This window comes from Ferruginibacter sp. (genome assembly GCF_028288465.1).
Lineage (GTDB): Bacteria > Bacteroidota > Bacteroidia > Chitinophagales > Chitinophagaceae > Ferruginibacter.
This window is the reverse complement of the sequence record NZ_JAQBNR010000069.1, coordinates 50,771-73,324: the sequence shown is the minus strand read 5'-3', so window position 1 is coordinate 73,324 and position 22,554 is coordinate 50,771. Positions and strand designations below refer to the sequence as shown.

The 22,554-nt window shown below is 41.3% G+C and carries 20 protein-coding genes; 11 read left to right on the top strand and 9 right to left on the bottom strand.

Translation table 11 applies throughout. The features are described from left to right. Positions 1-159: 159 nt before the first annotated feature. The 4 genes from JWR61_RS26065 to JWR61_RS26050 all read right to left on the bottom strand — a co-directional run bounded on the left by JWR61_RS26065 (position 160) and on the right by JWR61_RS26050 (position 4,913). Positions 160-1,008, bottom strand: a complete 849-nt coding sequence (locus JWR61_RS26065) for an alpha/beta fold hydrolase (RefSeq protein WP_301930586.1) — start codon at positions 1,006-1,008, stop codon at positions 160-162. A gap of 182 nt (positions 1,009-1,190) precedes the next feature. Then, positions 1,191-2,540 carry a Gfo/Idh/MocA family protein gene (locus JWR61_RS26060; protein WP_301930585.1) on the bottom strand — a complete coding sequence of 450 codons (1,350 nt, stop codon included), beginning with the start codon at positions 2,538-2,540 and terminating at the stop codon, positions 1,191-1,193. 276 nt (positions 2,541-2,816) lie between these two features. Further along, on the bottom strand, positions 2,817-3,779 hold the full coding sequence (locus JWR61_RS26055; RefSeq protein WP_301930584.1) for a formylglycine-generating enzyme family protein: 963 nt from the start codon (positions 3,777-3,779) through the stop codon (positions 2,817-2,819). Between the two features lie 129 nt (positions 3,780-3,908). Then, a complete protein-coding gene (locus JWR61_RS26050) occupies positions 3,909-4,913 on the bottom strand; it encodes an FAD:protein FMN transferase (RefSeq protein ID WP_301930583.1) in 1,005 nt (334 codons plus the stop codon). A gap of 55 nt (positions 4,914-4,968) precedes the next feature. Between JWR61_RS26050 and JWR61_RS26045 the strand changes: the two genes are divergently transcribed. Continuing rightward, positions 4,969-5,892, top strand: a complete 924-nt coding sequence (locus JWR61_RS26045; protein ID WP_301930582.1) for a hydroxypyruvate isomerase family protein — start codon at positions 4,969-4,971, stop codon at positions 5,890-5,892. Positions 5,893-5,998: 106 nt separating this feature from the next. On the opposite strand, the gene JWR61_RS26040 is transcribed toward JWR61_RS26045, so the two are convergent. Together JWR61_RS26040 and JWR61_RS26035 are read right to left on the bottom strand one after the other, a co-directional pair. Then, positions 5,999-7,441 (bottom strand): D-alanyl-D-alanine carboxypeptidase, encoded by a 1,443-nt coding sequence (locus JWR61_RS26040; protein ID WP_301930581.1) that lies wholly within the window; start codon positions 7,439-7,441, stop codon positions 5,999-6,001. Between the two features lie 29 nt (positions 7,442-7,470). Continuing rightward, positions 7,471-8,598 (bottom strand): formimidoylglutamase, encoded by a 1,128-nt coding sequence (locus tag JWR61_RS26035; RefSeq protein WP_301930580.1) that lies wholly within the window; start codon positions 8,596-8,598, stop codon positions 7,471-7,473. A gap of 231 nt (positions 8,599-8,829) precedes the next feature. On the opposite strand from JWR61_RS26035, the gene pheS reads away from it, so the two are divergent. The 5 genes from pheS (at position 8,830) to JWR61_RS26010 (ending at position 13,889) form a co-directional block, all read left to right on the top strand. Further along, the gene (pheS, locus tag JWR61_RS26030; protein ID WP_301930579.1) at positions 8,830-9,861 is read left to right on the top strand and encodes a phenylalanine--tRNA ligase subunit alpha; all 1,032 of its coding nucleotides are present in this window, start codon (positions 8,830-8,832) and stop codon (positions 9,859-9,861) included. Positions 9,862-10,250: 389 nt separating this feature from the next. After that, positions 10,251-10,739, top strand: coding sequence for a lipocalin family protein (locus JWR61_RS26025; RefSeq protein WP_301930578.1), 489 nt, complete (start codon positions 10,251-10,253; stop codon positions 10,737-10,739). A gap of 99 nt (positions 10,740-10,838) precedes the next feature. Beyond that, positions 10,839-11,480, top strand: a complete 642-nt coding sequence (locus tag JWR61_RS26020) for an OmpA family protein (protein ID WP_290339789.1) — start codon at positions 10,839-10,841, stop codon at positions 11,478-11,480. Positions 11,481-11,732: 252 nt separating this feature from the next. Further along, positions 11,733-12,713, top strand: coding sequence for an NAD-dependent epimerase/dehydratase family protein (locus JWR61_RS26015; RefSeq protein ID WP_301930577.1), 981 nt, complete (start codon positions 11,733-11,735; stop codon positions 12,711-12,713). 78 nt (positions 12,714-12,791) lie between these two features. After that, a complete protein-coding gene (locus tag JWR61_RS26010) occupies positions 12,792-13,889 on the top strand; it encodes a carboxypeptidase-like regulatory domain-containing protein (protein WP_301930576.1) in 1,098 nt (365 codons plus the stop codon). A 142-nt stretch (positions 13,890-14,031) separates the two neighbouring features. On the opposite strand, the gene JWR61_RS26005 is transcribed toward JWR61_RS26010, so the two are convergent. Next, positions 14,032-14,976: a UDP-3-O-(3-hydroxymyristoyl)glucosamine N-acyltransferase gene (locus JWR61_RS26005; protein ID WP_301930575.1), complete on the bottom strand. Its 945-nt coding sequence runs from the start codon at positions 14,974-14,976 to the stop codon at positions 14,032-14,034. Between the two features lie 570 nt (positions 14,977-15,546). Here JWR61_RS26005 and JWR61_RS26000 point away from each other — a divergent pair. From JWR61_RS26000 to JWR61_RS25980, 5 genes are all read left to right on the top strand, one after another. Next, complete coding sequence (locus JWR61_RS26000) at positions 15,547-16,161, top strand: pseudouridine synthase (protein ID WP_301930574.1); 615 nt, start codon at positions 15,547-15,549, stop codon at positions 16,159-16,161. A gap of 65 nt (positions 16,162-16,226) precedes the next feature. After that, positions 16,227-17,102: a YicC/YloC family endoribonuclease gene (locus JWR61_RS25995; RefSeq protein ID WP_290339795.1), complete on the top strand. Its 876-nt coding sequence runs from the start codon at positions 16,227-16,229 to the stop codon at positions 17,100-17,102. A 74-nt stretch (positions 17,103-17,176) separates the two neighbouring features. Then, a complete protein-coding gene (locus JWR61_RS25990) occupies positions 17,177-17,677 on the top strand; it encodes a gliding motility lipoprotein GldH (protein WP_290339796.1) in 501 nt (166 codons plus the stop codon). A gap of 117 nt (positions 17,678-17,794) precedes the next feature. Next, complete coding sequence (locus JWR61_RS25985) at positions 17,795-18,775, top strand: sensor histidine kinase KdpD (protein WP_301930573.1); 981 nt, start codon at positions 17,795-17,797, stop codon at positions 18,773-18,775. 32 nt (positions 18,776-18,807) lie between these two features. After that, positions 18,808-19,515, top strand: coding sequence for a response regulator transcription factor (locus JWR61_RS25980; protein WP_290339798.1), 708 nt, complete (start codon positions 18,808-18,810; stop codon positions 19,513-19,515). A gap of 6 nt (positions 19,516-19,521) precedes the next feature. Here JWR61_RS25980 and JWR61_RS25975 read toward each other — a convergent pair whose 3' ends face one another. Both JWR61_RS25975 and JWR61_RS25970 read right to left on the bottom strand, forming a co-directional pair. Next, complete coding sequence (locus tag JWR61_RS25975) at positions 19,522-21,426, bottom strand: BatD family protein (RefSeq protein WP_301930572.1); 1,905 nt, start codon at positions 21,424-21,426, stop codon at positions 19,522-19,524. A gap of 126 nt (positions 21,427-21,552) precedes the next feature. Continuing rightward, positions 21,553-22,254: an SDR family oxidoreductase gene (locus tag JWR61_RS25970; RefSeq protein ID WP_301930571.1), complete on the bottom strand. Its 702-nt coding sequence runs from the start codon at positions 22,252-22,254 to the stop codon at positions 21,553-21,555. Positions 22,255-22,554: the final 300 nt, after the last annotated feature.

Genomic DNA, 22,554 nt, shown 5'->3' with positions numbered 1-22,554 from the left:
AAATGATTGAGTATATTTTTTTATTACTGTAATTTTTTGTCCGGGCATATGTGCTGCTATGATGCTTCATTGGCGTCGCACACTTGTACAAAAAATCTTTATTGAACAAATGTCGGAAGTGCCTACTCTTTATCGCGACAGCAAAATAATTCAGCAGCATCAATTTAAAAATGCATCCAGCTCATGGTAAAACCATTGTGGCTGATCGTACATAATAAAATGTTTACTATCCGCCACGTGTATGGTTGCCGAAGGTAAATTTTTAAACTGCTGCCCGATCAACTCATAACTCTTTTCTTTGGTGAAGTAAATACTACCCAACACCAGTACCGGTGAAGTAATTTGAGCAATGTCTTTCCGAAGGTCTGTGGTAGCCAGTTCAATTAAAGTTATGCCAAGTGTGCGCTTGTTACTGCGGTATTGCCAGGTGGCGATTTGCCTTGCCCTTATCGTATCTGCCACCTGCCATGCAAGCGCCTTTGCAGCCATATCAACAAATCCGGGATCATCCTGCCTGTCAAAGCTTTTGATGACTGCGGCCTCATTCAACGATGGATTATTCTTTAATGAATCTGCATTGGCGTTAGGGTCATTCAATGCTGAATAAAAAGGCATGCCATCAACACAAACCAGTTTGCCAAAAAGTTCCGGTGCGGTGCTGTTAATCCACAACCCCATAAAAGAACCAAGACTGTGACCTATCACGATCGGCTTATTGAGGTGCTGTTGTTGTACATAGTGGATCAACTCGTCCCTCACTATTTTTAAGCCGGGCGAATCAATAGCAGGCGTACCTGCATATCCCGCGAGTGTAATAATATGACATTGAAATTTACCCTTTAAATGATCCACCGTTTCTTTCCAAACATCGCCGCTGCAGCTAAACCCCGGAATTAAAATTACCGGTTGCCCCTTGCCGGTAACCGTTACGGAAAATGATTTTTGTTTTTGTGCATTGCTTTCAATTATAACCAAACTTAATATTGCTATTACCAATAATTTTTTCATCTTTTTTAATTACTTTTTTAAGGATACGTACTTGGCCTTTCCGTTGTTTACATGTATTGGATGCAGAGAGGTTATAATTGTTACAGTAACTCAAAAATTTTTTTGAAATAAAAATAAGACGCACAAAAAATGGCCGCGATAATTTAATACCGCGGCCAATGTTATCACCTAAGTTATTTGTACTAAAAATATTTCGTCACACCTGGTACTGCAACAGGGTAATGGCCGTCTGCATCCGGTACCAATGGTGGTAATGCATCCCATGCGTATTCTTTAGGATGCAGGTCCAGCCCGCAATTGATGGCTTTATCCCACTCAATGATTTGTCCGCTGTAAGTAGCCATGCGACCCAATATAGAAGTCATGGTACTCTTGGCACCATTCTCCGCATCAGCAAATTTATATTCGCCTTTTGCAATGGCAGCAAACAACTCATCGTGTTCTGTTTGGTAAGCGTTTTCTTCTTTTGTTTTATCAAACTGGTATAACACCTTTCCTTTGTTATCGATGATGTTGGCTGCGCCAGCCTGTATTCTTCCTTTAGTGCCAATCAGCAGCTCATCTACCCTGCTCATGGTGCCTGGTATATGACGGCACTGGCTGTTTAAAATACTGCCGTCGGCATAAGTAAATTCAACATAGTGATGGTCAAATATTTCACCATGGTCTTTTCCCTTGCGCACCTGGCGGCCACCCATGCCTTGCGCCTTTACCGGGTAGCCTCCTTTAAACCAATTAATCACGTCGATGTTGTGAATGTGTTGTTCATTGATATGATCGCCGCAAAGCCAGTTGAAATAATACCAGTTACGCATCTGGTATTCCATTTCTGTCTGGTTGTATTTACGAGGCCTAACCCACACGCCATCATTGTTCCACCAGGCTTGTGCAGAGGTAATATCGCCAATCATATCTTTGCGCTTATACAATTCCCGGTAGCTGTTTTGATAATGTCTTTGCAAACCCACCACTACATTTAATTTCTTTTCTTTGGCGATGGCTGCTGCTGCCAACACCCGCTGAATACCTGCAGGGTCGGTGGCTACCGGCTTCTCCATAAAAATATGTTTGCCTTGTTTAACTGCTTCTTCAAAATGGATGGGGCGAAAGCCGGGAGGCGTTGCCAGTATTACCACATCAGCCAAAGCAATGGCATGTTTGTAGGCATCAAACCCTGTAAATTTATTTTCCTCCGGCACATCTACCTTATCTTTTAAACTGCCGCGACCATTGGTTGATTCAGCGGTATCTTCACTGGTAAGTTGTTTATAACAGGTATCTAAATTATCGCGAAATGCATCCGCCATGGCAACCAGCTTTACATTTTGCTTGCTTGATAACGCTTGTGTTACGGCACCGGTACCACGACCACCGCAACCCACCATGGCAATTTTAATTACGCCATCAGCACCGGAAAAATAATTTGCATGAGATAAAAGCGGGGCGGCCATTAAACCTCCGGCCAGTAATGTTCCCTGCCGTAAAAATTCCCTGCGGCCGGGGTTAGTAAGTTTAGAAGCATCGTTGTTCATAATTGATCTGGTTTATTGTTTTAAGATATAATTCAAATTGTAAAGTGCGTTTTATAATTATTGAACCGGCAGTTGTTTTATGACATCGCAGGGTTGCTGATCAAAATACCCAATCCTGGCAATTACCTACGGCAAGCCACGCCGTTAATAGAATCTGCATATTTTTAATAGTTCTTCTGCAATCTTATTATCACAAACCTGTTGATCAAAAAAACAAAAAAGGTCCGTCTGTACACCCTGCTCTTCAAGCAGAAAGAATCAACCATCGCCATATACTTATCGCCCAATGTACGTTTTATAAAACGCCAACGCTTGCGCAGGTGTGGGCTGTTCCAGCGGGCAAACAATCCGGAACCCAACGGCCGAGGCATCTGTTAGCCACCATTTGCTTTTTGGAATTTGTGGATCACGCCTGTTCCACGATGCATCTGACTTATACCGGGTAGCACTTCTTAACTGACCGGCCTCATCTGCAAAGCCGCCACCCCTTAAAACTTTTGGATATTTTGATGTGTTAGGTTCCGTTGCCGGGTCTTTTGTATTGTCTTGCAGGGCTTCCATGCGTTTGGCATCGTAATGATCCAACGTCCATTCGCATACGTTGCCCAGCATATCATACAAACCCCAGGCGTTGGGTAACTTCATCCCAACCTTTTGAAATTTACCATCGCTGTTTTTTTCATACCAGGCATAATTATCCAGTTGTTTTTCATCATTGCCAAAATAATATCTTGTAGTAGTTCCGGCCCGGCAGGCATACTCCCACTCAGCTTCTGTAGGCAGGCGATAAAACACACCGGTTTTGGTGTACAGCCATTTGCAATACATCAGGGCGGCAAACTGCGACATACTATTTACAGGATAACCACCTTCTTTTCCCATACCCCAGCTAAGGTCAATGTATTGCGGGCTGGGTCTTGTAACGGCATCTACTGCAGAATTTTCACTGGTGGTTTCGTCTTTATAAAATACATCAAACTCATCCCTGGTAACCTCATAAGCACCCATCCAAAACGCACTTACACTAACCTTGTGTTGCGGCCCTTCATCCGCCGCATGGTCTTTTTCTGTTGCAGCACTGCCCATTAAAAAATTCCCCGCTTCTATGGGCACCATCTTGCATTGGAGGGTTGATCCGGGTATACTGAATTTGTAGGTGACAAATAATTTGACTGAATCCTGTGCTGCGGCCAACTGGCAGGTAACGGATGTAAATAAGAGGATAAGTAATTTCTTCACAATCGTACTAAAAAATTTTAGGCGGAAAGTTACGCAATAAACCGTAACAAATAGAATTGAAACGATTGCGTGTCAAATTTCATACAACAGCTTTTTGTACAGGGATTTTTTTGCAACTTAAAATTGGAGCTATTTATAATTTGTATTAAAATTTTTGGTAGAATAAAAGCGCAGCTTGCCTTTTTTGTTTTCCCCAATCAGCATCGCGGCACTAAACTGTGCGACTAATTTTTTTGCTTTTTTTATGGAAAGAATGCTGCATGCTGTTGCGAGCCAGTCGGCACTGGTACAGTCACTCGCTATTACCGTGACGTTTCGCTGAGAGGTTAAGCCGTATCCTGTCCGTGGATCAATGATATGGGAATATCTTTTTCCATCATGTTCAATAAACTGGTAAATATCGCCTGAAGTGGTAACGGCTTTATGATGCAATTGCAATTTGCGTGGCAATAATTCATCTGCTTCTTCAGGAATGTTGATGCCAACCGTCCAGCCATCGGATGCTGGTGGTGCTCCGCTTACAGCAATATCACCACTTACATTTACAAGGGCCTGTTGTATATTTTGCGTAGCTAAATAATCCATTACTTTCTGTGCAATGTATCCTTGTGCAATACCCCCCAAATCCAGTCGCATACCAGCTTGTGCTAAACTTACCTGTTGATGGATAGTGTCGAAAATGATTTTATTAAAACCAACCAGTTGTTTTGTTTTTATTACCGAATCTTTATCCGGGAATTGTTTTGCTTTTCTTGCTTTGCGCCATAATTTGGATAATGGCCCGATGGTAATGTCAAATGCACCACCGCTTTTTTCATACGCCTTTTTTGACTGCAGTAAAATATCCCACATGGCTGGGGAAACCTTTACCGGCAATGCATTCGTTCCGGATGAAGCGCTTAATTTAGACAATTCACTGCTGTCTATATAGTCACTAAAAATGGCAACAAAACTATCTGTCAGAGCAAAACTTTGCTTTGCAATCCGGCGGGCTTCCGTGCTGTCGTTACAATAAAAAATAATTGAAAACGGAGAACCCATTTTAGATTCAGTAAAAGAGAATCGTTTGGGTTGTGCAACAATTTGCAACGAGTTGCACAATACAATGGCAGCAAAAAATATCCTTAAAAACAATATTTAATTTTTTGTAAATGAATGTTGGTAAATTTAAGCCACAAAAAACAAAATCATGCAAAGAAGAAAATTTATGCAGCAATCGCTACTGGCGGGCGGGGCCTTGCTAACTACATCTGTTAACGCACTTGCCGACAACAATACTGTACCCGCAGCTAACAGCGATAAGCCTTTTAATTTGAATTATGGCATTCATGACGGTATGTTTGAAAGCCATGCGGGCGGAAATTTTTTAGATCAGATAAAATTTGCTTACGATGCAGGATTCAGATCGATAGAAGACAATGGCATGAGCGGCCGCTCAGATGACGAACAGAAAAAAATCGGTGATCTGTTGGCGAAACTGGGTATGGGTATGGGTGTGTTTGTACAACCGGGACTTGGTAATGATAGTAATATGCTGGCATCGGGCAAGGCCGACCAGGTAGAAAAATTTGTTGCTTCGTGTAAGAAGGCCGTGGAAATTGCCAAACGCATTAACAGTAAACTGGTAACAGTTGTACCAGGTGATTTTGTACGTGATCTGCCTATTGGAGTACAAACGGGTAATGTAATTGAAGCGGTAAAAAAAGGAACTGCCATTTTAGAACCGGCTGGTATTATCATGGTGCTGGAACCATTGAGCGATAATCCCAATTTGTTTTTGCGCACGCCAGACCAGGCATATGCCATTTGTAAAGCGGTGGGCAGCCCAAGTTGTAAAATATTATACGATATGTATCATGTACAACGCAACCAGGGTCACATTATTCCTACGATGGATTTGGTGTATGATGAAATAGGTTATTTCCAGATTGGCGACAACCCTCATCGCAATGAGCCAGGCACCGGCGAGATGAATTATAAAAATATTTTTAAACACATTTATGGCAAAGGCTATAAAGGTATTTTAGGTATGGAACACGGTACCGCGGGCAAAGGAAAAGAAGGAGAACTTGCGTTGATAAAAGCTTACCGAGAAGCGGATAGTTTTATGTAAGAGCATAACGAAACTTGTACAAAAATTTTTACACAAATTCCACGAACTGATACAACACGTTGTATTTATTTCGTGGAATTTGTGTTTTATAATCCGTGTGATTACCTCAGTATTTTTCCCGGATGCCTTCGATATATTCTTCAACTGCACGCCGCACCCTGGTAGCACTTCCCTGGAAATTATTTACCAAAACAGAGAAGATAATTTGTTTGCCTTTTTTAGTAAACAGGAAACCGCTTAATGCAATCACATTGCTTAAGCTGCCGGTTTTTGCGAAGATGTAGCCGGCGTCTTTCAGGTAATACCGTTTTAAAGTTCCGGTGCCGCCGGTGGGCAGAATTGTTTTTAACCTGCTTATACCAAACTCCGTTTGCATCTTATCCAAGATATACACCATCGCCTGCGGGCTAAACAAATTATACCGGCTTAAGCCACTACCATCCACCCACTGCGGTTGCTGCGGAATGTCTTTTAAATCTGTTTTCAACAATGCGTCGATCATCGCTTCATCGCTCATGTAACCAAGGCGTTCATTGCTTGCCATCAGCAACGTTTGCTCTGCGAAAAAATTATCACTGTTGTGCATCATGGGCGCAAAGAGCGAGTCTGCCGGTTGCGAATGAATGCGTTGAAATTTTGTATTGTTGAAATGAAATAAATCATTGGTGGCAGTTAAACGAATGGATTGTTGCAGTGTGTCCTGTAAAAAGCGAACCGATTCCTGTTCGTTTGCAACCATTGGTATTGTATATAAATTTTGGGGCGCAACGAGCGGGTCTGGGGTAGCTGTAAAATCATTGCTGTCCCATTTTCTACTGAATTTGTAGGCGATGCTGTCTCCATAATTTTCCGCTCCTTTTATGATGTATAGTGCAATATTTTTTGGTGTGCTGCTGAGCAAACCCTTGTTGTTGCTTATTTGTACCAGGTTGCCATAGATGGGAAACTCACTTCGCTGCACCATATAATCATCCATATAATCATCCCATGCCCAGCCTGCGCCTAATGCTTCTTTAAAATGTTGTGTACAATAGATGAGATTGTTTTTACTCTTTAAAAAATCAGCTACGGGTTGTGTTTTAAAATCAGGATGTAAAAAACTGGGGTCGCCTGTTGGATAGATGATTAGCCCACTGTCCGTTTGCTGGTAACGCAGCCCGGTTAAACTATCGCCGAGGTATTTTAAACCCGCGTACAGGCTGAATAATTTTACATTGCTCGCCGGCACAAGGTTTTTTGTTGCATCATGATTGTACCAATATTTTCCTGTTGAAGGTTCGTATATGCTGATGCCGGTGTAACCTGAGCTAACCGTCGTGTCTTTGAATAAAATTGCGGTTGCCTGTTTATTGATTTGTTTGCTGATAGAACAGGAGAATAAAAAAAGCGATATACCTGCAAAAAATATTAAATTAAAAAATGGTTTGCAGTGAGTGTGTACACTTGCATTCGTGGGCTGAAGATGCACGCAGGTATGCGGATGAAAGGATTGTGACACAACGATGCCGCCATGAAAATTGATGCTGGTATTGTTTTTATTTTGATCCATCTTCATGTATTATTTAGTCAATGGCTTTACTAATTTCTTTCCTGGGTTCTTAACCAGCGCTCGGGAATTTCGTTTCGGCTGGCATTTACATAATCGCTGTAACTGCAGGCGATGATGCTTTGATCAGGCAACTGCATCCACCAGCGGCCGGTTTTACGGCTTTGCAAAAAGCGGGTATCCACTTCTGCAAACACGGTGTGAAACTCATTGAAACTGGAACTGTCTTCCAGCAACGCTTCCTGCTTGCTGCGGCTTTTTCCATCTATAAAATACCACAACATTTGTGCAATTTGCTTGGCTGTTAAATCATGTATATCTGCCCTGGGCTGGTAGCCATAAATGCCAAAACTGGTGAGTGCGGAACTCATGCCGGCATAACGGGTAAGCGTACACGCTTCTTCGCCGCTGAAGCCGTTGGGACTGCATTCGTTGGCCGGTGCGTCGCTGTTTTTAATGGCGTTGATATCGAAGCTGAGCAGGTTGGTATTACGGATCACCGGTTCCATTTCTTCCATGCTGTCTTTTACTTTACCAACGCGGTAACAATCAAAACGCAGCTTGTCCATGGTTTCCAGCATGTGAGGGTGCACGAGGTAACTTTGAAAACCAATGTGGTTGTAATGTTTTACCAGGTTGGGTTCGCCGGTGAGCATTTCGAGTAAAAAATTTTCACTTCTTAAAGCACTTTCGCCGCGTAAGTCAATGGTGGCATCTATGCAGGTGGCTTCTGTTATTTTGTGCAGTTTGCGGTAAGCAAAATATTGTGCCAGTGTAACATCATGCGATCCGCCCAGTAATACAACGGTTTTATTAAGTGCCAGTAATTCGGCCAGCACAGTAGTGATGGCGGCGTAACTATCACTGAGGCTGGCCCCGGTTTTAATATTGCCCACATCTGCAATTATTACATCTTTATGCCAGTAATGCAATTGAAAAAGTTGTTTGCGAATGGCGTCCGGCGCATCGTTGCATGCATCGAAAACACCGCTGCCCCTGGATTCTCCCACACCCACCAGCACAATATCAGCTGTTTCCAGGTTGGGAATTTCACCTTCATTAATCAGTATATGTTTAGCCAGCTGGCCATCGTTATAGCCTTTGTCATCATTTAAACTGTAAATATTGATGGGTTGTAAAAAATCGTGCAGGTCGTACATCCGTTTTATAATTTGCAGCAAACTTATTAAATAGTTCTGAGTTATAAGTTGTAAGTCGATAGTCCATAGTCGATGGTCAATGGTTGACAGTCACCGGGCAATAGTAAATAGGCAATAATGAGTTTGTTGGGGCGTGGCAAATACAGCTGCCTGCCTTTGTCTTGATACTTGATACTTTATACTTTGTACTTGCCACTTATCCGCTTGCAGCTATTTCCTTATTTTTGCAGTATGGATAATTTATTATTGAAGATTGATCAGTACAAAACAGAGATCAGCAATTTTATAGCATCTGACGGAGAAACGGCGGAAGCTTTTCGTATCAAATACCTTGGCACCAAAGGGCTTGTGAAAGAACTGATGGGGGAAATGAGAAATGTGGCGCCGGAAAATAAAAAATCTTTCGGCCAGGTAATGAATGATTTTAAAGTTTTTGCAGAAGCGAAATATGAAGCACTGAAAGATGCTGAAAGCAATAACGGAAAAGCCGCTGCGGATGAGCTGGATCTTTCCCTGCCGGCAGATCCTTTGCCATTGGGCAGCCGTCATCCCATCAGCCTGGTGCGCAACCGCATGGTATCTATTTTTCAACGCCTTGGTTTCGCCGTTGCAGAAGGCCCCGAAATAGAAGATGACTGGCATAATTTTACCGCCCTTAATTTACCCGAAAATCATCCGGCCCGTGACATGCAGGATACTTTTTATATCAATCAAAATCCTGACTGGCTGCTGCGCACACACACATCCAGCGTACAGGTAAGGGAGATGGAAAAAGGTAAATTGCCGATCCGCATTATTTGCCCGGGACGTGTGTACCGCAACGAAACCATCAGCGCCCGGGCGCATTGCTTTTTTCACCAGGTGGAAGGTTTGTACATTGCCGAAAATGTTTCTTTCGCCGACCTTAAACAAACCCTGTATTTTTTCGTGCAGGAAATGTTTGGCAAAGAAGTGAAGATTCGTTTCAGGCCAAGCTATTTTCCTTTTACAGAGCCCAGTGCCGAGATGGACATCAGCTGCCTCATTTGTGGTGGCCCGGGTTGCAGCGTTTGCAAACATACCGGTTGGGTAGAAATATTGGGTTGTGGCATGGTGCATCCAAATCTGCTGGATAACTGTGGCATCGATTCCAATAAGTACACCGGTTTTGCATTTGGTATGGGGGTTGAAAGAATTACCATGCTGAAATACCAGATAAAAGATCTGCGGTTGTTCAGTGAAAATGATGTACGTTTTTTAAAACAGTTTACCAGTGCAGTATAGCAATTGCCTGATTATTTTTTGCCGGCAGTAGTTTTTTATGGCGGCATCGTTGTGTCACTCACTTATACGGTATACCTTTTTGGAACTGTTGAGTCGTTGTGTAAACCCATCTGTTTATAGGTGATCTGATTATTATTATCTTTTAAAATAGTATTAATGCTACAGCATAAAAGCAGTAGCATTTTTTAATAGTGTCATAAATAAATCACCTATATGATAACTTACCTGGCTTTAAATTCTAACCGCCTTCAGTATCTGGCACAGCACTCCAATTTGTAGAATAAGTTCCTCAAACACATTTTATTTATTTCTTTTTTACTGACCATAGCCAACTGGTATTTTTTGTGGCATCCAAATTGCCTTTCTCAAAAAAACAATTAAACTATTGTATGAGAAATATACAAAAATATGTCACTGCCTTCCTGGTGCTTGTCTTGCTTTATTCCTGCTCTGCGTCAAAAGAGGCAAGAGATATGAAGCATAAGATAGATGGCACCTGGATGCTTGAAACCATCACTACAGAAGGTATTGAAGGAAAAGTGAAAGCCACAATTTTTAATGAAGCATCCTTTAATTGCTTCGTGGGTAGTTCCTGGAATTTTGTTTCCAATAATGGCACAGGTAGTTACAATATTAATTCTAGCGGCTCGGAATGCAGTGCTGTACAGCGTTTGATAAAATGGTCCATTTACGAACCAAAAGACGCGGCAAAACAATTTCAATTTAAGAGACTTGATGATAAACGAAATCCGATGGATAATGGTGATGGTTTCCGGCTGGATGTTTCAGGTATAACTGATAACAGTATGCAGCTGAAATCACACATAACATTTGAGGGAAAGCCTGCAGTATATGTATACAATTTTGTAAAAAAATAAGTTTTAAAATAAACGTCTATGTGTAAGTTAAAAGGGTATTTTTTGCTGTGTCTGGCGGCAACTATTTTTGTTTTGCCAGCCTGCAAAACCACCAGGAAAATGAACAACAAACAAAAGGGGGCCACCGTTGGTGCTGCAAGTGGGGCTGCTGTTGGTGGCATCATTGGAAACAATGTTGGTAAGAAAAGCAATACTGTGTTGGGTGCACTTATTGGAGCCGTAGTAGGCGGCGTAGCTGGTGGCTTGATTGGTGACAAAATGGACAGGCAGGCAGATGCAATAAAGAATGAAGTACCTGGTGCACAGGTAAGCAGGGTAGAAGAAGGTATCAATGTAACCTTCGATGAAAAAAATCCGGATGGTTCGGCAGCGGGTGTTTTTTTTGCTACCAATCAATATAATATTACAGACAATTCAAAACTGGCATTGGGTAAACTCGTAAAGATATTTAACCAGTATCCTGAAACTAATATTCTAATTGAAGGGCATACCGACAATGTGGGTACTGCTCCCTATAATTTATCCCTTTCACAAAGAAGGGCTGACGCTGTAGGGGATTATTTAAAAGCGCAGGGTATTTCATCAGGCAGGTTAACCATTAAATGGTATGGCGAAACACAGCCAAAGGCTGATAATAGTACTGAAGCAGGAAGGGCAAGTAATCGCCGCGTTGAATTTGCAGTTACTGCCAATGATAAAATGAAAGCGGAAGCAAAACAACAGGCAGCTCAAAAAAATTAAAGGCTCAGGATCGGGCTGCGGTATGATCTGTTTCTATATCTATTTTAAAAATTAGAAAATTATCTGGAAGAAATTTTTCATCTTGGTATTTGGTTTTGGTTTGCTGCTATGTGGCCTGAGATTTTGAAAAAAATCGATATGGTTGCATAGCAGTTTTTATTTCTAACCTGTAATAATAAATCGCGGCAGCTACAGGTATTTCAGCTTTCACAGATTGGGATTATCTTCGTGACCAATCTTATATCAAATATTATGATTCTTGTCACAGGCGGCAGCGGTTTATTGGGTAAAGAGGTAATTACGCAATTGCTTGCACAAGGCAAAGGAGTTACAGCGATTTACAATAAGACCGCATTGCCTTCTTTTGATTCAACATTATTAACACAGGTACCCTGTAGTATTTTGGATGTGATTGGTCTTGAAGAACTGATGCAGCAGGATATTACACAGGTATATCATTGTGCAGCCATCGTTACGTTTAATCCCCGCCGTAAAAAAGAATTGTTTACCGTAAATATTGAAGGCACTGCCAATATCGTAAATGCTGCATTGAATGCAGGCGTAAATAAAATGGTGTATGTAAGTTCCGTAGCAGCGTTGGGAAGAAAATTTGCCGGGGAAATGATCAATGAAACAATGCCCTGGACAGAAGAAAACAGCACCAGCAGTTATGGCCAGAGCAAGTACATGGCCGAGCTCGAAGTATGGCGTGGTATAGCAGAGGGACTGGATGCTGTGGTAGTTAACCCCACTATTATTTTAGGTGCAGGAGACTGGGAATCTGGCAGCTCCCAGATTTTTAAAACAGCCTACGATGAATTTCCCTGGTATACGGATGGTATCAACGGCTTTGTAGATGTCAGGGACGTTGCATCCATCATGCTGCAATTAATGGACAGTAATATAACAGCCGAGCGTTTTATCGTAAGTGCTGCCAACAAAACCTACCAGGAAATTTTTAATTTAATAGCCACCGCTTTTCATAAGAAGCAACCGCATAAGAAAGTTACACCACTCATTGCAAAAATGGTTTGGCGTATGGAGGCACTTAAAAGCCTGATTACCGGGAAAGACCCATTACTAACAAAAGAAACCGCAGCTTCCGCGTTGTCGCAGGAGCGGTATGATAACAGCAAGTTAAAATCCTTTTTGCCTCATTTTAATTACCGCAGCATAGAATCAACCATCAATGAAACCAGCAGGGCATTGCAACAAAAGCTTAACAACCGTTGATGTATTTTCGGTGGCAATTTTGTTTGTAAAATACCGTTTCTGTTATTTATAAAATGGTGTTGGATTAATTCTTTTTGTATGAAAAAAATCATCTTTTTATTGTGTGTTGTTTTTATTACCAGTCAAACCCGGGCTCAGTTTGAGCAGTATATCATTACCGGCCGGGTGATAGATGGCAATACCAAATTACCGTTGCAGGGTGCAAGCGTATTCGCACAAAATACAACCATCGGTACAGCTACGGATCAGCAAGGAAACTTTAGTTTGCACCTGTTAAATGGCGGATACGATTTGATTATCACTTTTACCGGTTACCAAACGGCCAACCGGCGTATTACTACCGCCGATGCATTGGATAAAAACATCGTCATTGAAATAGTACCCAAAGAAAAAGCACTGGAAGATGTAGTGATAAAATCAAGCAACGAAGTAAAAGACGGACTAGAAAAATATGGTAGTTTTTTTGAAGAAAACTTTATTGGCAAAACCGCCAACAGCAGCCAATGCGTTATTAAAAATAAAAACGCACTGCATTTTTATTTTTATAAAAAGAAGAACCGCTTAAAAGTGTTGGCAACCGAACCTTTGGAGATTGAAAATACTGCTTTGGGGTATTCCATAAAATATACGCTGGACTCTTTTACGCATGAGTACGCATCACAGTTAAGTACTTACTCCGGTTATCCGTTATTTAAGGATTTGCAGCCTGCAGATGAAGCGCAAAAAATTAACTGGTACAATAACCGGTTAAAAGCTTACCAGGGATCAATGCTGCATTTTATGCGCAGCGTGCATGATAAAAAAATAAAGGAAGAAGGATTTGAAATTCAGTTGGTGACAAAAGCAAACGAGGTAGAAACCGCCATCCCTGTGCAGGATTTTTATGGCGCTCTCAACTATACAAAAAATGACAGTACGCAGGTGGTAGAAATACTGCCCAATCAACCCAACCTGGCAGTGTTGTACAACAAGCAGGCGCCTGACCCGCTGTATCTTTCAACCACCGGTGATACACCCAGGAAATTTCAATTGTCAATTGTAACCTTTGCGCCGGACCAATCACTGGGCATAGAACAGAATGGTTACTTCTTTGATCAGAATGATATTGTGGTCAACGGCTACTGGACATGGCAAAAAGTGGCGGATGTACTTCCATACGATTTCAGGCCGCAGTAATTAGTTATGAGTAGTAAGTGCCAGTGGTGAATGGTGAATGGTGAATTGTGAGTATTAGTGATGAGTACTCAACCTCAATAACAAGTCGCAACAATACTCCGCATTACCATTCAGAATTCACCATTCACGACTCAAACCTGCCTTACTTCCCCATCACCTTATCCCACAACTGTGGAATTCTTTTTATCCATACCAGTTCTCTTCTTGCTAAAACAGCATCCTGCGCCGGCGTGCCCCAATAAGTTTTATTGCCTTCAAGACTATGTGTTACACCTGATGTACCCAACAGTACTGCATTGGCTCCAATGGTCAATGTTTTATTAACAACAACTTGTCCCCACAGTGTAACACCATCTTCAATGACCACACAGCCGGCAACAACTACCTGTGCGGCGATCAGGCAGTTTTTTCCTATCACTGTATCATGACCAATATGCACCAGGTTATCAAACTTGGTTCCTTTACCAATTTTTGTGACGGCACTCACGCCCCGATCGATGGTACAACCGGCTCCGATCTCTACATTATCTTCAATTAAAACGATGCCGCAACTGCTCATTTTTTTGTACCATACCTCCCTGTTTTTTTTAGTGTTGAAATAGAACGCATCACTGCCGATTACGGTGCCGGAATGTATCTCTACTTCATCCCCTAAAATGCAATTATCATAAATACTTACATTAGGATGAATGATGCAGTTTTTACCAATGCGCACATTGTTGCCAACAAAACAGTTCGGCATTACTACCGTTCCTTCACCAATGATGGCGCTGTCGCTGATAGCTTTTAAAGATGCTTTGAAAGGAGAAAAATGCTCAACAATTTTACTGTATGCTTCAAAAGGATCCGCTACAATCAGCAACGCTTTTCCGCCAGGTACCGTTGCTGTTTTATTGATGATGATAAAACTTGCGGCGCTGTTAATGCACTTATCATAATACTTTGGATGATCAACAAAAACAAGATCGCCTTCCATAACATTGTGTATCTCGTTGATGCCGGTAGCGGAGCCGTTTACGTTACCAATTAATTCTGCATCAATGAAGGAAGCGATCCATTGTACAGAAACAGGAGAAGGGAATTGCATGCAATAAAAATTTTGTCAAAGGTAGGCTGCTTTGTTTTATAAGCGGAGCATCAAAATATTTGTATTGAAGCATCAAAAATGCATGCCGCAGTCAAAATTTTTCTAAATTTTTTTTCATCAAAAAAATCATAGCAAGAGCTTCCGGTATAGCAAAATAAAAACCGCAATGCTGCTGATATAATTTATTACCGCACCTGATTACATAAACTACAAATCGCTGAAATATCTGTAAAATCAATACTTTCAGCGCACTGCTATTTTCCAACGACGATCAAAATTACAATTGACTGCTTCCATTTTGTTGTCATCGTTTTGTAAGATGCGTTAAAACATACGGCCCTTATCCACAGCTCAAAATAAAATGTGCATAAAATTTATTAAAATAATTTTTCAGATAGAATAAATTCTTTTTAATATTGTGTAAGGAAATTTATTTCCTGGTACTTACTAACCCATTAATATAACAAAGCCTGGCTATTAAATGTCGGGCTTTATTATTTTTACAACACATTCAATTGGCTTTATTTACTGCTCATTGCTCAATTTTATTCATCTATAATTTTCTTTCTGTTGGAATATTACTGCATCGTTTACAAACCATTTAATGTGTTATCGCAATTTACATCTGGTGATGGTAAACAAACACTCGCTGATTATTTTGAAGTACCCAATGATGTGTATTCAGCAGGAAGACTGGATTACGACAGTGAGGGTTTGCTGGTACTTACCAACGATAAAAAACTCAATCATCAATTACTCAATCCAGCCTTTGCACACGAACGGGAATATTGGGTGCAGGTAGATGGTACAATAACGGATGAAGCCATGCATGATTTACAAATGGGTGTAGACATCAATGTGGATGGAAAGACATACCGTACCAAAAAATGCAAGGTGTCACCGTTTAAAACTGCACCTGTTGTACCTGATAGAAATCCACCTATCCGCTTTAGAAAAAACATACCCACCAGCTGGATAAAAATGATTCTTACAGAAGGTAAAAACAGGCAGGTAAGAAAGATGACAGCGGCAGTTGGATTTCCCACCTTGCGATTGATTCGCTACCGCATAGAAAAGTGCAGCATTGATGCCCTGCAGCCCGGAGAAATGCGCATACTAACTTCCGGCGAAGCATACCATTTTCTCTTTAATGGTAAAAATGATCCGCTTAAAGTAAACAAATGAGTTTATTCCTATAACTTGTAGCCTCTTTATTACAACATTGCAACTTATAAAATAATAACCGCACTATGCTTAAATCAATGACTGGCTTTGGCCGGGCAGAACAAACAGTAAATGATAAAACATTTTTGGTAGAAATAAAGTCATTGAATGGCAAACAGTTTGAAATGCAATTGCGGCTGCCGCCATTGCTTCGTCCGTATGAATTTGAAATACGCAATATTTTGCAGGAACAATTGGTAAGAGGCACCATTGATTGTGTAATCACCATCAAACAAAATGGTACTTCCAAACCCGTCAACATCAATACTGATTTAATCAAGGCTTATTACCGCCAGATTGAAGAGTTGGCAGGTGAACTAAGTATTGATACCAATTCTGTTTTAAGTGCCTTGTTGCGCCTCCCTGAGGTGGTAACTCCCACCAACGACATGTTGAATGATACCGATTTTGAAGACTTTAAAAAAGTGTTGCAAACAGCCCTCACAGAATTAAATAAGCACCGGGAAGAAGAAGGTGCCAGCCTGGAGAAAGATCTTATTAAACGCATCACCAATATCAATGCACAGGAAGAAGCCATCGTACTGCTGGAACCCAACCGCATGAAACGCATCCGCGAAGAAATAGTACAGCTGCTGGAAGAACATGTAGGCAAGGAAAATTATGATGGCAACAGGCTGGAACAGGAACTGATTTACTACATCGAAAAAATTGATATCCACGAAGAGCAGGTTCGGTTAAAACAACACTGCGAATATTTTATAAGCCTGCTGGCAGACAAGGATGAAGCAAAAGGTAAAAAATTATCGTTCGTGATACAGGAAATTGGCCGTGAAATTAACACCACCGGCAGTAAGGCGTATGATGCCGGCATTCAGAAGTGCGTGGTAACAATGAAAGATGAGTTGGAAAAAGCAAAAGAACAGGTGCTGAATGTGTTGTAATATCATTTGGATCCTTCGGCGATAGAGGCAGTGGCTAATCGCTAAAGAGTTTTATTTTTGTATAAATTTTTCTTGTGAGCATAAAGGCATATTTACCCGTTACAAATCATCGTTTTTTATTTGCCACCATTCTTGTTGCAAGTATGTGGCTCACCGCCTGCAAAAGGATGGATGTGTTTGAAAAAAATGTGGTGATACCCAACAACCAATGGGCATTTAGTTTAGAACCTGTTTTTGATTTTACCATACAGGACACTACCGCTTCGTACAATATCTACATTGTATTACGCCATACGGATGCTTACCGGTACAACAATATCTGGCTTAAAGTAGGCACCCAGTCGCCGGGAGATAAAATGCGAACCCAGCAATTTGAATTGCAACTGGGCTCGGATGCACGGGGCTGGGAAGGGACAGGCATGGATGATATCTGGGAAGTAAGAAAATTAATTACCAGCTCCCCGGTAAAGTTCAACAAGCCCGGCACTTACAGGTTCCAGGTTGGTCAAATCATGCGGGAAAATCCTTTGCCGAACATTATGAATGCCGGAATCCGGATTGAAAAAGTGCAGTAGATTGCTTCGTCGATAATGGTTGTAAATAAATTTTTTCGTGTTACCTTATCCAAAGAAGTATTTATATAGCTTGCCCAACTACCATCAAAGTCAACTTAATAACAGCATGATATTATAATGACATTTCCCTCTTTTAAAACAAAACGTTTACGGCTGATTTTTGCGGTGTACTGGGTACTACTGATCTATATTGTATCGGCCCTGATGTATTGGTTTATTGCCCTCAACAGGCAGAACCACCAGATGATACAATTTGAAACAGAGCAGCTGAAAAAGGACAGTCCCGGTTATTATGATGCCATTCAGCAATTGAATGCAGCAGAAAAAAGAAAGACAATTCAATACATTGGAGAAGGCAGTATTTTTTTGTTGCTGATACTGGCCAGCGCCGTTTTTATTTACCGTGCGGTAAGGCAGCAGCTGATCTCAACTCAGCAGCAACAAAATTTTATGATGGCCATTACGCATGAATTAAAAACGCCTATTGCCGTAACCAAGTTAAATTTAGAAACCCTGCAAAGACGAAAGCTGGACGAAACACAACAGCAAAGACTGTTGCAGAATACCATACAGGAAACCAACCGCCTCAATGCGCTTTGTAACAATATGCTGCTGGCATCGCAGATAGAAGCCGGCGGATACAGTATAACAAAGGAAGATATTAACTTAACAGAATTGGTAAACGAGTGCGTGCAGGATTGTATCATCCGCTACCCGCAACGGCAGATTAAAGCCAGCATTGGCGAAAATATATTTATAATGGGCGATCGCCTGTTGTTGCAAATGGGCGTAAATAACCTGATTGATAATGCCATCAAATATTCCCCCAAAGAGACGCCGGTATACATCTTGTTGAAAGAACAAAATAAGGAAATCAGTTTTTCGGTGAAGGATGAAGGAAAAGGAATTGATGATACTGAAAAGAAAAAAGTGTTTGATAAATATTACCGCACCGGTAACCAGGCAACAAAGGGCGCCAAGGGAACCGGGCTGGGTTTGTATCTTACAAAAAAAATTGCCCAGCAACACAATGCAACAGTCTTATTGACGGATAATGTACCCGCTGGCTGTAATTTTACCATTCTTTTCAGGCAATAGCTATTGCAGGTATAAACAATAAACAAATTAAGATGGCAGAAAATAAGATTTCGATTTTACTGGTGGAAGATGAAGAAAATCTGCAGGAAGCTTTAAAGCTGAATCTGGAACTGGAAGACTATGAAGTAACCTGTGCTTCTGACGGGCTGGAAGCATTGAAAGCGGTACAGCAGGAACATTTTGATTTGATGATACTGGACGTGATGTTACCGGAGCTGGATGGCATCAGTGTTTGTGAAAGCATCCGTTTGCAAAACAATGATATTCCCATTTTAATATTAAGTGCCAAAAACAGCAGTGCTGACCGGGTACTCGGTTTAAAAAAAGGCGCCGATGATTATTTAACCAAACCGTTTAACCTGGAAGAATTATTGTTGCGGGTAAATAAACTGGTGGCAAAAAGCAAGCGCCTGGCAATCAGAAAACCGCTGGAACAAATTTATAAATTCGGTAAAAACCAGGTAGACTTTAAAGCCCTGGAATGCATTACCAAAGATGGTGAAGTGATTGAGTTAACAAAAAAAGAAATCATGCTGCTAAAGCTGCTGATTGAAAATAAAAATGAAGTGGTAACCAGGGAAAAAATTTTACAGGCGGTATGGGGCTACAATGTATATCCCACCACCCGTACCATTGATAATTTTATCTTAAGCTTCCGGAAATATTTTGAAGAAGACAGCCGCAATCCAAAATACTTTCATTCTGTAAGAGGCGTGGGATATAAGTTTACAGAGGTTTGACCTTGATTAGACTGTATCAAAAGCACGAATGATGTTAGTAGCTGTCTGGTACATTTCCTGCATTTTATTTTCATCTGTAAAAGGCGTATACAATTGCCACTCTATATCATCCAGTAATTGTTGTACCTGCAGGCTTGTACCGACACCAATACCTTTTTTATCCAGTTCCTCAGCAATTCTTTTTTTATTGATTGTTTCTACGGGAACAGCCAGGCGGCTGGCTAAAAACCGGCGCATTTCGGTATTCAGTGTTTCATAAAATGGTCTGCTGTTCTGTTGCACCAGGTGATATTCTGTATGTGCCAAAGGATTGGCAGGTAGTTGTTCCTCTTTTTTTGTTTCAGCTAATTTAATTGCTTCTTGTTCCGCTTTACGGTTAACTGCTACTACATGTTCTTTGCTGTTTTCTTTCTTAACCCAAAAAAACAAACCTGCAAAAATCAAGAGAGCTACCGGAATAATAATCCAAAGCCGGTTGCTGAAAATAGTAGCCGAAACACGCTCGTTGGTACTGCGGTCATCAGCAACATATTTTGCAGTATTGTTCTTCCCGGTTCCTGCCGTAACGGTAATGGTTACAGGTTTGGTGCTGATTATTTTATAACTGTGTTGTACCGGATCAAAGTAACTGTATTCAACTGCGGGCAACGTATAGGTTCCTGCTTTTTTAACTGTGAATGAATATTCAAAACCCTTGCTTCCGCTGATTGGTACGTCCAGTTTATTTAGGGATTCTACCACCCTTGGTTCGTAGCTTTCTATACCATCAGGCCATATAATTTCCGGTGCGTTCAGTAAATTCATATTGCCACGACCAGTAATGGTAAACTGAAATTTGCCGGCATCATCCGTTGAAAAAGTTGATTTTTCTACACCGGCATCCAAAGTAAAACTACCAACAGCACCGTTAAAAGAAGCAGGCTTGTTCGTATCTGGTAATGGCTTCACATTAATGATCAGCGGCTTGCTTTGCAGCGTAACTTTTTCATCCTGCATGGCATCAGCCGGTAAGCCGGCAAAACCCAAATCTTCCAGCAACACATCAGTGCTTCCGCGGCGGCTTTTAAAATAATCTTCCTTCACAAAATGAATGGTGTTTTCTACTTCCGCAATTTCTGCTTCCATGGCGCCGGCCTGCAACGGATACAATTGCGACTTGCGCAGCGTATACACATTATATTCTTTGCCATTCAATTTTTCGGTGGCATAATACGGCCGGCCGGGCTGGCTCAGGTCAACAACAGAAAAGCCATTGAAGGAAGGATTTTTGGTGATATTACTTTCCGATTTTAACCGGGTATACAATTTATAATTTACTACCACCGGTTCACCAACATAACAGCTTGTTTTATCTGCATCTACTTTAATAAAAATATTTTTAGCCACCTTCTCCTGCACATTTTCTCCCTTCTTTAAAATATAATCCCTGTTATCCGCACGCGGCATGCCGTCGTCGTATAAAGAGGACAGGCCACTAAAGGGAAAGTTGCCGCTGTTTCGGTTGGAAGCAGAAGATGATGTAGCATTGGTAACCTGTAATTTTACTGCATTGCTTTTTAGTGTTTTGCCATCTGCTTTTGCAACCGCTTCACCAATGGTAAAATTGCCTTTTGCTCTTGGTTGCAGTTCGTAGGTAAGTCCGATTGTTTGCCTGGTAACGCCATTCACCGTTTCAACACTGCTCTCCTGGTTGGGGCCGCTTACTACAATAAAATCTTTAAATGAAGGGGGAATTATTTGCTGGACATCCTGCGCATTTTCAACCATCAGCCGCAGTTCGGCAGTTTCATTTTTACCAATCACCGCAGGCGAAACGGAAGCCGAAAACCGCACCTGTGCCAGTACATTGCACTGGCAAAAAAAGCACGCTAATAAAATCAATAGTAATAATCTCTTCGATAAAGCATTCATAATAACTGGTAATACAAAAGTAAATTATAGCGAAGCTGTAATGTAACAGAAAAATAGAAATGATTGTAAAAAACTGTTAAATGAAGCTGCCTTAATGTGACCTGGAATTGTCTTTTTTTAACCAGACTAAAGATCGCCCAACTGAGGCCGGATCACAATATCCTCCACCACAGCCTGCAGAGATAATTTAGTGGCTGCTATAATCATGGCAGCAATATCATTGGCTTCCATAATCCGTTGCTTGCTGTTATCAAAATCGCCCCACGAATCGGTCATCACGGCACCGGGATAAACCGCTGTTACTTTAATATTATAAGGCTTTAACTCTTCCCGTAAATTTTTACTAAAACCCATCAGCGCAAATTTGCTGATGCTGTAACTGCCCCCATTGGCATAGGCCTGTAAAGATGCAATGGAACAAAGGTTAAAAATATGTCCCTGTTTGGCCGCCATCATCGCAGGCAGCAACTGTCTTGTAAGCTGGTAGGCACTGTATACATTAACCGCCATCATTTGTTCCAGCAGGCCTTCCGGTTCATTATATACACTGCCCGGCAAAAATTGTCCCGCGTTATTGATCAGCACATCTGCAGTACCCGCTTTTTGTAAAATCCATTCAGCAAATTTTTTATTGTCTTCCTTATTGGCAACATCTGCCACCATTGCATTAATGATACTGTCCGGATATTTTACCTGCAATTCGGCTACCGTATTGTAAAGTGCCATTTCGTTGCGGGCACATAAAAAAAGTTCGTGATTGTCTGCGGCAAAAGCGGTAGCCGCAGCTTTACCAATTCCTTTAGAAGCTCCTGTTATTACTATATTCATGGTAAAAAGGTTAACAGCTGCGCTGTGTAAAATGTTTGTTCAAAAAATAATTGTCCGGGCTAAGAAGCCATGTGGTACTTCATTGGCGTCGCACGCTTGTACGATATTGCTTTATTCAACTTCAGCCATCGGGGCCGAAGTTACGGCACAGCCACCAGGTTTTAAAAACGCGGTCTGTTAACACTGCATCATTTGATTACAATACCTTTTATAAATGGCATAATTGATTTACCATTAGCTTTGCAAAAATAATAACAGCGTTAAAATAACAAACGCCTGTCTTCAATTTTGGGATGGGCA

Excerpts from the sequence above, each read along its gene's own strand:
- JWR61_RS26065 (WP_301930586.1), bottom strand. The coding sequence starts at position 1,008 with ATGAAAAAATTATTGGTAATAGCAATATTAAGTTTGGTTATAATTGAA.
- JWR61_RS26060 (WP_301930585.1), bottom strand. The coding sequence starts at position 2,540 with ATGAACAACGATGCTTCTAAACTTACTAACCCCGGCCGCAGGGAATTT.
- JWR61_RS26045 (WP_301930582.1), top strand. The coding sequence starts at position 4,969 with ATGCAAAGAAGAAAATTTATGCAGCAATCGCTACTGGCGGGCGGGGCC.
- JWR61_RS26040 (WP_301930581.1), bottom strand. The coding sequence starts at position 7,441 with ATGGATCAAAATAAAAACAATACCAGCATCAATTTTCATGGCGGCATC.
- JWR61_RS26035 (WP_301930580.1), bottom strand. The coding sequence starts at position 8,598 with ATGTACGACCTGCACGATTTTTTACAACCCATCAATATTTACAGTTTA.
- pheS (WP_301930579.1), top strand. The coding sequence starts at position 8,830 with ATGGATAATTTATTATTGAAGATTGATCAGTACAAAACAGAGATCAGC.
- JWR61_RS26025 (WP_301930578.1), top strand. The coding sequence starts at position 10,251 with ATGAGAAATATACAAAAATATGTCACTGCCTTCCTGGTGCTTGTCTTG.
- JWR61_RS26020 (WP_290339789.1), top strand. The coding sequence starts at position 10,839 with ATGAACAACAAACAAAAGGGGGCCACCGTTGGTGCTGCAAGTGGGGCT.
- JWR61_RS26015 (WP_301930577.1), top strand. The coding sequence starts at position 11,733 with ATGATTCTTGTCACAGGCGGCAGCGGTTTATTGGGTAAAGAGGTAATT.
- JWR61_RS26010 (WP_301930576.1), top strand. The coding sequence starts at position 12,792 with ATGAAAAAAATCATCTTTTTATTGTGTGTTGTTTTTATTACCAGTCAA.
- JWR61_RS26005 (WP_301930575.1), bottom strand. The coding sequence starts at position 14,976 with ATGCAATTCCCTTCTCCTGTTTCTGTACAATGGATCGCTTCCTTCATT.
- JWR61_RS25995 (WP_290339795.1), top strand. The coding sequence starts at position 16,227 with ATGCTTAAATCAATGACTGGCTTTGGCCGGGCAGAACAAACAGTAAAT.
- JWR61_RS25985 (WP_301930573.1), top strand. The coding sequence starts at position 17,795 with ATGACATTTCCCTCTTTTAAAACAAAACGTTTACGGCTGATTTTTGCG.
- JWR61_RS25980 (WP_290339798.1), top strand. The coding sequence starts at position 18,808 with ATGGCAGAAAATAAGATTTCGATTTTACTGGTGGAAGATGAAGAAAAT.
- JWR61_RS25975 (WP_301930572.1), bottom strand. The coding sequence starts at position 21,426 with ATGAATGCTTTATCGAAGAGATTATTACTATTGATTTTATTAGCGTGC.
- JWR61_RS25970 (WP_301930571.1), bottom strand. The coding sequence starts at position 22,254 with ATGAATATAGTAATAACAGGAGCTTCTAAAGGAATTGGTAAAGCTGCG.